Here is a 10177-nt window from a genome sequence, read left to right on the forward strand (position 1 = left end):
AATTCCTTGATACATGGAGTTTTTAATCCTGTACTTTTCCGTCTTTTATTCTAACATCTCAGATAGAGGAAAGGTAGAAATTCGTTAAAATAACCCAGTGATTTCTCCAGTTTCTAAAATATCCATTTTTAAGGCCGCTGGCTGTTTTGGCAATCCAGGCATCGTGAGTACCTTACCAGTTAGAGCCACGATGAACCCCGCACCAAGTTTAGGTACGAACTCTCGTACAGAAATAGTAAAATCTTTTGGACAGCCTAATTTTTCAGGATCATCTGATAATGAATATTGCGTTTTTGCTATACAAATTGGAAGATGGTCCCAACCCCTCTTAGCGAATTGGTTCATTTGCTGACGTGCTTTTTTTGAAAAAGATACTCCAGCTCCTCCATATATTTCTTTGACAATTTTGTTGATTTTTTCTTCGATCGTAAAGGATGCCGGATATAAGGGCATAAAAGAAGGTTCAGTGGTTTCAATCAAGTCGACAACTTTTTCAGCCAACTCAATTCCTCCTTGACTTCCATTCTGCCAAACAGACGTCCGTGCAGCAGGAACGCCTTTCTCTTTCAGTAATTGGCTCAATAAGGCTTCTTCGTTCTTGGTATCCGAAGAAAATTCATTGATCGCAACAATAGCAGGCAAACCATACCTCTGCATATTTTGAAGGTGTTTTTCTAAATGAACAAACCCTCTTTTTACAGCTTCTACATTTTCTTTTTGTAGATCTTTCAACGCTACCCCGCCATGCATTTTCAAAGCACGAATCGTGACAACGATCACTACAGCATCAGGAGCTTTTTTCAAATGAGGAACTTTAATATCCAGAAATTTCTCAGCACCTAAATCGGCACCAAATCCTGCTTCTGTAACAGTATAATCTGCCAGTTTGAGTGCAGTGCTGGTTGCCAATAAACTATTGCAACCATGAGCGATATTAGCGAAGGGACCGCCATGCACAAAAACAGGTGTGTGCTCTATCGTTTGCACGAGATTGGGTTGAAGCGCGTCTTTTAATAGTAAAGCTAGGGCGCCTTCAACTTTTAAATCTTCAACAGTTACAGGCTCTCCTTTGGTATTTTCAGCTACAACGATTTGGCGTAATCGAGCCTTTAAGTCTTCAATGCTGGCAGATAAACATAAAACAGCCATCATTTCACTAGCTACAGTAATATCAAAGCCATCTTCTCGAGGGATCCCATTGGTTTTTCCACCTAGACCTACTTTAACTTGCCTTAAAGCTCTGTCATTCAGGTCTAACGCTCGCTTCCAGCTAACGTTGTCCGGATCGATCTGCAGTTCATTTCCTTGATACATATGATTATCAATAAAAGCAGCTAATGCATTATTAGCAGTAGTCAGTGCATGTAAATCTCCAGTAAAATGAAGATTGATATCTTCCATTGGTACGACTTGAGCATACCCGCCGCCCGCTGCTCCGCCTTTCATTCCCATTGTAGGACCGAGTGAAGGCTCCCGCAGTGCAAGGATCGTCGATTTGCCAATATGGGTCAGTGCATCTGCTAGTCCTACTGAAACGGTCGACTTTCCTTCACCTGCAGGGGTTGGATTGATGGATGTAACGAGGATCAAATGTCCATTTTTTTCATTTTTTAAATGTTCGATTTTATCAAGATGGATCTTTGCTTTATAGTTTCCATAAAGCTCAAGATCATCTTTCGTTAAATGGATTTTATCAGCAATGGATTGTATCTCCATCAATTTGCTTTGCTGAGCGATTTGAATATCTGTTAATATAGCGGACCATCCTCTCTTCTCATGCGCAATTATCTTTTTCTTCCTGTTCAGTATACCGTAATGTTCTCTTGAAAAAAATAGCGAAAGCCTTTTCTTCTTTTTTCGTTGACGTTCAACCAATTTATTTCTATAATAAAGGCATCTATTGGATAGTGATATAGGTAAGTCTAAGGGGGATTCTATTATGCAAAATGGAATAGTCAAATGGTTCAGCAATGAAAAAGGATATGGATTCATTGAATACAATGATCATGAAGATATCTTCGTCCATTTTACAGCTATTGAAGCTGAAGGATATAAATCACTTACAGCTGGTCAACATGTCGTATTTGATATTGTAGAAGGTAATAGAGGTCCTCAAGCATCACGCGTCTCATCAGCAGAATAATCCAATGAAATAACAACGAACAAATGAATTGAAACAGTAAAAAAGGAAAGAAAATGGTCTCATTAAAATGACCATCTCTTTCCTTTTTTACGATCTTTGCACTTGTTTTTCTATTAGTTACTGTTGTCTAATTTTCTAACATCCTCAAGATCCAGTTGCTCAATTTTAGGGTAGGAATGATTAACATATTGAAGCAACTTCTTTTTATTTTTCTGATTTAAGTAAAAATAATAAATCATGCTATTATTTTTACCATATACATTGATTTTTCGACCCGTGGAATAGCCAATTTTTTGAATACTTGCGAATGGAACTTTTTTTACTGCTCTTCCTCCATAAAAAAATAATAAGCTTTCATCTTTTACTGACAAATAAGTCTTAAAAGAGGGTAAAATCATCAGCAAAGCGACTCCGCCCATTACCAAGCTGATCCAATTAAATCTTGTATACTCCAGCCAAATGATCAATCCAATAAATAATGTCAGCCAAATTAATGACCAATATATCACTTGGTAAGCCGGTTCAAAAGAGAGATAAATTTTTATCTCCTTTTTTTTCTCCTTCAAGAAAATCCTGCTCCTCTCACAAAAAGATCTTTTGAGATCCTTTCTTCTTCTATACACTCTGCTTGATTCATATCGCTTCTTATCATAACATCAAATAGTAAAGAAAAAATGAATTTTTTAAGGAGAACAAAAAAATGCTAAAACTTTATACCGACGCTTCCACTAAACATAACCCTGGTCCAAGCGGCGTAGGACTGCTTTTAGTCGGTCAGGATCTCCATCGACAAATAGCCATTCCTCTCCAAAAAGAGTATTCCAATCATGAAGCAGAGTTTATCGCAGTGATAAAAGGACTGGAATACATCATTGCAGAAAACCTTATTGATTCTCTCCTCTACATTTACTCTGATAGTAAAATTGTTGTTTCTGCTATTCAAAAAAATTATGTCAAAAACAAATCTTTCCAACCCTTGCTCCAAGAAATCAGACAATTATTGGTTTACTTTCCTTTTTACCTAGTCGAGTGGATACCAGAAGCACAAAATAAAGGAGCTGATCATTTGGCCAGGCAAGCACTAAGAAAAAAATTAACAGAACACGACTAAAATCAAGCTAGGTGTAATTAGGGTATAGCGGATAACGAAATTTCAAGGATAAACTATAAAGTTGCCTATAGCAACTAACGGATATTTTTTTTGCAATACTACCCGTTTATTGTTGAAAAAAGCTGGAGATTATAGCTTTTAAATTAGTTTCATAACGAAACTAGTTAAATTTTAAAAACGGAAAACGGAAAGAGTCCCGTCTTCCCTTTCTTCTCAATTATTTGGTTAAAGAACGTTTGCTATTGCTTTGCTTTCTTGGGGGTCTTTTACCCCAATATTGGAATAGATCAGTCCGAATGGCACCATTATAGAGTTTGCGTTTTTTCGTTGCTTTCTCGCCATATTCAGTTTCAAAGGATAAGTCACTCGTCAAAATATACTTGCTCCATGTTTCCATTGGCCGAAACACTTCTCCCATTTGACGATAAAGATGATGAACTTTCTCCTCATCCCCTAGGCGTTGTCCATAAGGAGGATTTGAAACGATTACGCCATATTCTTTGCTTGTAGTAAAGTCTTTTAACTGCAATTGTTTGAATTGAATACTATCTGATAATCCGGCTGCAATAGCGTTTGCTTTTGCAATTTCGATCATTTGTCCATCAACATCGGATCCACTGATATCTAGCTCGATCGTATGGTCTGCTTCGGCTTCAGCTTTTGTTCGTTCGTTTTCCCAGATCGATGCATCAAACCAATCCCAATCTTCACAAGCAAAAGATCGTTTTAATCCAGGTGCCATGTTATGACCAATCAAAGCAGCTTCAATTGGAATCGTACCAGAACCGCAAGTTGGATCCACAAAAGGACGATCTTTTCTCCAATTGGTTAACAATACTAAAGCTGCGGCCATATTTTCTTTTAAAGGTGCTCCGCCTTTTTCTGTTCGATATCCGCGCTTAAACAAACTTGGTCCCGTTGTATCTAAAGTCAGCGTGACTTTGTCTTTCAATAAAGCAACTTCTAAGGAATAAGTAGCACCCGTTTCGGGTAATCTGGTTCTTCGGTGGTAAACTTTGCTTAATCTGTCTACGATTGCTTTTTTGGTGATGGCTTGGCAATCAGAAACGCTATACAGTTTCGATTTGATCGATTTTCCAGCAACCGGAAAGGCTGCATCCATCGGTAAAAAATCTTCCCATGGTAATGCTTTTGTTTGTTCAAAAAGTTCATCAAAGGTAGTCGCTTCAAATTCACGTATGATAATTTTAATGCGGTCTGCTGTTCTTAGCCATAAGTTTGTTCTGGCAATGTCAGAGAGATCTCCCTTAAAATAGACTTTCCCATTTTCTACCTGACATTCATACCCTAAGTTTCTTAATTCTTTTCCGACTAAGGCTTCTATACCGCTAGCAGCCGTAGCAACAAGTTGAAAGGTCTTCATTCTTTTCTCCTCTATTCTTTCATTATCTTTATTTGTTTTAAAATCATTTCTTTTTATTCATTTTTTCAAAATACTTTTGTTTTAACCCTATTATTAAGGCTCTTCCTCTTCTAACGTTGGTTGGTAAAGAAATTTCCGCCGGTCGATGGGCTACTGAAATTTCTATAAATGGGGTTCTAACGGATTTAACCTATAAAAGAAATAATTTTTCATTGGCCAACGTTAAATATTGTAGAACTATTATTTAGAAGAACGCAATAAAAAATAAGAGGCTAAGATATAATATCCCAGCCCCCTTCCTGATCTGTAAATTTCTATAAGCCATGTTCTGTCTCGGATAAAGACCAGGAATATCATTATCCGGAGGTAATCATCTGTCTGCGATTACGCCTCTTCCATCAGTTTTATTCCCTAGGAAAAGTGCCCCTACCAATGTTTGGGTTGCTCGCTCGAGGGGTTTACCCGTTCCACCAATGATGTTTCCAACATTGCTTCGTCACTGTGGCACTTTCAAGAATACTCAGACATAGCTTTCGCCTTAGTCCTTTTTTCTGCCGTCACTTCAGATAAACTGAAGGCCTTAGCTTATGGTTTCACTAAGCACGAACACTACAGACGTTTCAGCCTGTGCGAGCATGGACTTTCCTCAGCCTAGTCTAGCTAGACCGCGATTACCCGAAATTTACAAATCTATTTTGTTATTGATTTTACTGATTAAAGACCCATCTCGTCATCTTCATCCAATTTAGAACCAAAAACGTGTCTTTCAAGATTGGATAAACGCTTTAAGATATCAAAGTTGGTCACTGTGTTGCCGGACTGTCCGGATTGACTTGGTTTTTGTACAGTCGTTTGTTTTGTAAGTTCGTCTACTTTGCTATGCAGCCGTTCATTCTCAGCTTTTAACTGGCTGATTTCTTTACTGAAAGATTCATAGTCGCGAATGATTTCATCTAAGTATTCATCTACTTCTGTTGGGTTATAGCCCCGCATTCCAGTTTTAAACTCTTTTTGTAAGATATCTTTTGTAGTCAAGATTCTGTCTGCCATGATGTCACCTCATTTTCACATTGAAAATTCCACCTGTTGGATGTTACTACGGTCATTATACCAAACAAATCAATAAAAATAAAACTGATTTTGAAATATTATACAGCAATCTTGCCTTCCTGCAATTTTATCATCCTTCAAAAGTATTTAATTGATCAAAATCAATCAAGCGGCATTCATAATCTTCTTGTTCTTGATACGATTTGATTGCTTCATATAAAAAAGCCGTTTTCCCTTTGTGTTCAGGATCATAAACCAATAAAGCGGCATCAGTATGATGCAAAATAAATTGTTGGTGGTTTTTCAGTTGAGATGGATCGACATAAGCTTGATGAGAAGTTGATTCTATAAAATCCATCAATAATTTTGTCTCCTGTAATGACAGTTGATTTTGTTCGTTCCAATTTGATCCAAATCCTTCAAAAGGCAAAATGAGCGCTTGCTGAATCTCAGGATAATCCAAACGTATCTCTTCTACAACTTCTGCTGCCCACTGTTCCACACCTAGTTGACCGCTTGTAATGATCCATTCTACCCCTTCTTCGATCAAGCTGATCAATTCTCTTTTAATAGCATTTTTTATCACCGCTATTTTAGGATCATTTTTTTGAAAAATGCCTAATTCAAATGACCGATAGCCACTAATATATAAATTTGTCATAAGAGTTTGGACTCCACCTTTTCTTTCGATCAATAAATTTGCTATAATGCTTCGTAGGAGTGTGATTAAAAATGGTTATTCATTATCCAAATGGCAAGAGTTATACTCCGCCGGTAAAACAAGCTCAGAAAAAAAAGCGCCCTAAAGATATTTCTTTTAGCAATCGTGGAATGTCTTTAGAAGACGACTTAAATGATAGCAACATTACGTACTTAACGCAAGGACGGGCAGTTATCCACAAAAAGCCGACACCCATTCAAATCGTGCAAGTGGATTATCCAAAAAGGAGCGCTGCAGTAATCAAAGAAGCTTATTTTAAACAGGCTTCCACTACCGATTACAATGGTGTTTATCGCGGTTATTACTTAGACTTTGAAGCAAAAGAAACAAAAAACAAACAATCTTTCCCCTTAAAAAACTTTCATCAGCACCAGATCGATCATATGAGTGCCTGCTTAAATCAAAAGGGAATCTGTTTTGTTATTTTGCGCTTTGCGTCTTTGAATCGTCTTTTTTTGTTGGAGGCAGCTGACTTGCTGGTTTATTGGAATCGGCAGTATCAAGAAAAGGAAAAAAAGTCCATTTCTCTAAAAGAGCTTGAAAAAAATGCGCACGAAATGTATTATAATTTTTCACCGCGGATTCCTTATCTGGAGGTTGTAGATCAATTGATAGAAGATGATGTTCATAATATAGAGTAGCCTGATGCAAGAGTTTTTTAGCGAAGATAATAGGATGATCTGTCACTGAAAAAAAAGAGAACCCCTTTCGATTACTAGTTAAGGAGAAATAAATATGCCAGAAAATAAAGAAATGTCGCGCATTCAAAAAAAGAATGCTGAAAAACAAAATAAAGGTAAGAAGAAAAATAAAAAGCAAAAAAGTCCCTTATGGAAGAAACTGTTATTCGGTGTTCTTTTACTTATCGTGCTCGCCTTTCTAGGCGGAGTTGGATTATTTGCTTATTTCGCTTCTTCTGCTCCGGAAATGACGGAAAAAGATTTAACAGATATCGTTTCTAAAGATTTAGTAGATGCTAAGGGAGAGGTTTTTTATACCTTAGGTGCTGAAGAACGAGAACCTGTAAAAACAGAAAATATTCCGCAAGTTCTTGCTGATGCGATCGTTTCAGTAGAAGACCAACGCTTTTATAGTCATATTGGAGTAGACCCGATCGGAATTACTCGAGCAGCAGTCGGATACGTAACAAAAGGTCACATCATTGGCGGTGGTAGTACGATCACCCAGCAACTTGTTAAACTTTCTGTATTTTCAACCAAAGAGGAAGACAAAAACTTAGAAAGAAAAGCACAAGAAGCTTGGTTGGCTTTGAAGCTTGAACGTCAACTATCAAAACAGCAAATTTTGACACTCTATATCAATAAAGTCTACATGTCTGAAAATCAATACGGAATGGGTACAGCAGCAGATCATTACTATGGCAAAGATATTAGTGAATTGACTCTTTCTGAAGCTGCCCTGCTTGCGGGAATGCCAAAAGCCCCTAACGCTTATAACCCTCGTACAAACCCTGAAGATGCAACAAAACGACGCAACATTGTTCTACAATTGATGTATGAAAATAAAAAAATCAGTAAAGAAGAAATGGAACAAGCAAAAGCTGTTTCTGTTCAAGAAGGTTTGATCGAAAAAGATGATGATGAAACCAACGATTTGGTTTATGATGCTTATGTATCTCAAGTTTTAGATGAAATCAAAGAAAAAACTGATTTAGACCCTTATACATCTAATATCAAAACGATTCATACTAATTTAGACAAAGATGCACAAGAACAAGTTTATGATGTTTTAAACTCAGATGAATATAATATTTTCCCTAATGATGAAATGCAAGCTGCTGTTTCAGTCATTGATGTCAATTCAGGTCAATTAAAAGCATTAGGCGGCGGCAGAAAACAAGATCAACTTCGAGCTTTAAATAGAGCTAAGGCTAGAGCCGAAGTCGGTTCAACAGTTAAACCTTTGGCTACCTATGCTCCTGCTATTGAATACTTGAAGATGTCAACTTACGAACAAGTTATCGATGCACCGACGACTTATAAGAGCGGACAAAAAATCAATAACTTCGACAACAGTTATGAAGGCCAAATCAGTATGCGCAGAGCTTTGGTAAACTCTCGTAATGTACCAACTTACAAAATCAATCAGCAAATTGACACAAGTGATATTCAAGAATTCTTGCATAATATCGGTATCCAATCCTTAAATGGCGATGCATCCGATACTGACTTCCACGAATCCAATGCCTTTAATGGTGCATTATCAATGATCGACTTGTCAGCAGCTTATGCTTCATTCGCTAATGGCGGAACGTATACTGCTCCTTATGCGGTTTCTAAAGTTGTCTTACAGTCTGGAGAAGAAATTGATCTGGCTCCTCAATCACACAAAGCAATGAGTGATTACACAGCTTATATGATCACTGATATGTTAAAAGATGTTGCAAATACTGGAACCACTGGTCGATTAGTCAATATTCCTGGTGTTCCGCAAGCTGGTAAAACAGGTACACCAAACTATCGAAGCGAAGATAAACGAAAATACAACATTCCAAAAGATGCCGTCCCTGCTACTGCATACGTAGGATACACAACCAATTATTCTGTTTCTGTCTGGGCAGGCTACGACAAACGATTTGAAAAAGGACATTGGCTTTCAAATGGAGACAATACGAGACAAATCCCTAGAAAAGTTTATCAAGCTATCATGTCTCACATTTCTCAATCCGTTGAAAATAACAACTGGAAGATGCCGAAATCTGTTGTGCCAGTAAAAGTTGAAAAAGGCTCTATGCCTGCAGCTCTCCCTGGTCCAAATACTCCGTCTAGTAGAATCGTAACGGAATTGTTTGTTCGCGATAATCAGCCAAGCAAAACATCGACTCACTATACGAAAAAATTAAAAGCACCATCTGGTCTAACAGCAAGTTACAACAAAGAGAAAGATGAAGTGCAAATAAAATGGAATAAATATACCTTGTCAAACAGTGACAAAGAAGTCACTTATCTCTTAAAAGTTGGTAATCAATCCTATACAACAAAAGATCGATCATATGTTGTTCAAAACCCAGCAGAAGGCAAGTTAACCATCAGTTTAGCTGTGAAAGCACAAGGACAAACAAGTCCATCTGTCTCCACTTCTGTCAACATTACTTCTGATGAAGAAAAAGATAGCTCCGAGGCATCTTCTTCTAATGAATCAGAAAAAGAAAGTTCTGAAGATTCAAGTTCAGAAGCGTCTTCTAACAGTTCTGATGAAGAAAGCAGTTCTGAAGAAGAGGAAAAAGAAGAATCTTCATCCTCAAGCAGCAATGCCAGCTCTAAAGAAGAACAAGCTGATGAAGAAGCGTCTAAAAAATCTGAACACAAAGAAAATACCGAGGAAAACAAAGAGCAAGACGAAAATAATGCGGATGAAGAGGAATAAACTCTTCATCGGTGAACAAAAAAGCAAAGCGTGGGGTATACTGACCCCCAAATGTTAGACCAAAAATCTAACATTTGGAGGTCATTTTTTATGGCTAAATATAGCTTTGAATTTAAAAGAATGGTCGTGAAGGAGTACATCAAAGGTTTTGGCGGATATGCCTCTCTAGCTGAAAAACATGGCATTAAAAGCTACGGCCAAGTACGTGATTGGGTGAAAGTTTATCAAGAGTTTGGTGAAGAAGGGTTACAGAGACGGACAACGAACAGGGATTATACTGTTCAATTTAAATTAGATGCGGTAGAGTTGTATTCAAGAACAGAGTTGACCTATCGAGAAACAGCCAACCGACTGGGACTGACTACCCCTGCATTGATTAAA

10 protein-coding genes and 1 other RNA gene are annotated in these 10177 nt (G+C 37.5%); 5 read left to right on the forward strand and 6 right to left on the reverse strand.

Features of this window, described 5'->3' with window-relative positions:
* Positions 1-84: 84 nt before the first annotated feature.
* Complete coding sequence (locus tag BM057_RS03170; protein WP_177186159.1) at positions 85-1755, reverse strand: formate--tetrahydrofolate ligase; 1671 nt, start codon at positions 1753-1755, stop codon at positions 85-87.
* A 184-nt stretch (positions 1756-1939) separates the two neighbouring features.
* Here BM057_RS03170 and BM057_RS03175 point away from each other — a divergent pair, with 184 nt between their 5' ends.
* The gene (locus tag BM057_RS03175) at positions 1940-2143 is read left to right on the forward strand and encodes a cold-shock protein (protein ID WP_047393405.1); all 204 of its coding nucleotides are present in this window, start codon (positions 1940-1942) and stop codon (positions 2141-2143) included.
* A 113-nt stretch (positions 2144-2256) separates the two neighbouring features.
* Here the strand turns inward: BM057_RS03175 and BM057_RS03180 are convergent, their stop codons facing one another.
* Positions 2257-2709 (reverse strand): EbsA family protein, encoded by a 453-nt coding sequence (locus BM057_RS03180; protein ID WP_092091428.1) that lies wholly within the window; start codon positions 2707-2709, stop codon positions 2257-2259.
* A gap of 134 nt (positions 2710-2843) precedes the next feature.
* On the opposite strand from BM057_RS03180, the gene BM057_RS03185 reads away from it, so the two are divergent.
* A complete protein-coding gene (locus tag BM057_RS03185; RefSeq protein ID WP_047393399.1) occupies positions 2844-3254 on the forward strand; it encodes a ribonuclease HI family protein in 411 nt (136 codons plus the stop codon).
* A 217-nt stretch (positions 3255-3471) separates the two neighbouring features.
* Here BM057_RS03185 and BM057_RS03190 read toward each other — a convergent pair whose 3' ends face one another.
* The 4 genes from BM057_RS03190 to BM057_RS03205 form a co-directional block, all read right to left on the reverse strand.
* A complete protein-coding gene (locus tag BM057_RS03190) occupies positions 3472-4638 on the reverse strand; it encodes a THUMP domain-containing class I SAM-dependent RNA methyltransferase (RefSeq protein ID WP_092091430.1) in 1167 nt (388 codons plus the stop codon).
* Between the two features lie 312 nt (positions 4639-4950).
* An RNA gene (gene rnpB, locus BM057_RS03195) (RNase P RNA component class B) lies at positions 4951-5321 on the reverse strand.
* A gap of 31 nt (positions 5322-5352) precedes the next feature.
* Positions 5353-5688: a cell division regulator GpsB gene (gene gpsB / locus BM057_RS03200; protein ID WP_047393394.1), complete on the reverse strand. Its 336-nt coding sequence runs from the start codon at positions 5686-5688 to the stop codon at positions 5353-5355.
* 130 nt (positions 5689-5818) lie between these two features.
* A complete protein-coding gene (locus BM057_RS03205; protein ID WP_092091432.1) occupies positions 5819-6349 on the reverse strand; it encodes an SLOG family protein in 531 nt (176 codons plus the stop codon).
* 71 nt (positions 6350-6420) lie between these two features.
* Between BM057_RS03205 and recU the strand changes: the two genes are divergently transcribed.
* The 3 genes from recU to BM057_RS03220 all read left to right on the forward strand — a co-directional run.
* Positions 6421-7050, forward strand: coding sequence for a Holliday junction resolvase RecU (gene recU / locus BM057_RS03210; RefSeq protein ID WP_092091434.1), 630 nt, complete (start codon positions 6421-6423; stop codon positions 7048-7050).
* Positions 7051-7144: 94 nt separating this feature from the next.
* The gene (locus BM057_RS03215; RefSeq protein ID WP_092091436.1) at positions 7145-9796 is read left to right on the forward strand and encodes a transglycosylase domain-containing protein; all 2652 of its coding nucleotides are present in this window, start codon (positions 7145-7147) and stop codon (positions 9794-9796) included.
* A 90-nt stretch (positions 9797-9886) separates the two neighbouring features.
* The coding region (locus BM057_RS03220) for a helix-turn-helix domain-containing protein (protein ID WP_177186152.1) at positions 9887-10177 on the forward strand (291 nt) is incomplete at its 3' end.

It is taken from the genome of Pisciglobus halotolerans (assembly GCF_900113675.1).
Classification (GTDB): Bacteria; Bacillota; Bacilli; order Lactobacillales; family Carnobacteriaceae; genus Pisciglobus; species Pisciglobus halotolerans.

What these genes read in the sequence shown, in the direction of transcription:
- BM057_RS03175 (WP_047393405.1), top strand. Translation starts at nt 1,940, where the DNA reads ATGCAAAATGGAATAGTCAAATGGTTCAGCAATGAAAAAGGATATGGA.
- BM057_RS03185 (WP_047393399.1), top strand. Translation starts at nt 2,844, where the DNA reads ATGCTAAAACTTTATACCGACGCTTCCACTAAACATAACCCTGGTCCA.
- BM057_RS03190 (WP_092091430.1), bottom strand. Translation starts at nt 4,638, where the DNA reads ATGAAGACCTTTCAACTTGTTGCTACGGCTGCTAGCGGTATAGAAGCC.
- gpsB (WP_047393394.1), bottom strand. Translation starts at nt 5,688, where the DNA reads ATGGCAGACAGAATCTTGACTACAAAAGATATCTTACAAAAAGAGTTT.
- BM057_RS03205 (WP_092091432.1), bottom strand. Translation starts at nt 6,349, where the DNA reads ATGACAAATTTATATATTAGTGGCTATCGGTCATTTGAATTAGGCATT.
- recU (WP_092091434.1), top strand. Translation starts at nt 6,421, where the DNA reads ATGGTTATTCATTATCCAAATGGCAAGAGTTATACTCCGCCGGTAAAA.
- BM057_RS03215 (WP_092091436.1), top strand. Translation starts at nt 7,145, where the DNA reads ATGCCAGAAAATAAAGAAATGTCGCGCATTCAAAAAAAGAATGCTGAA.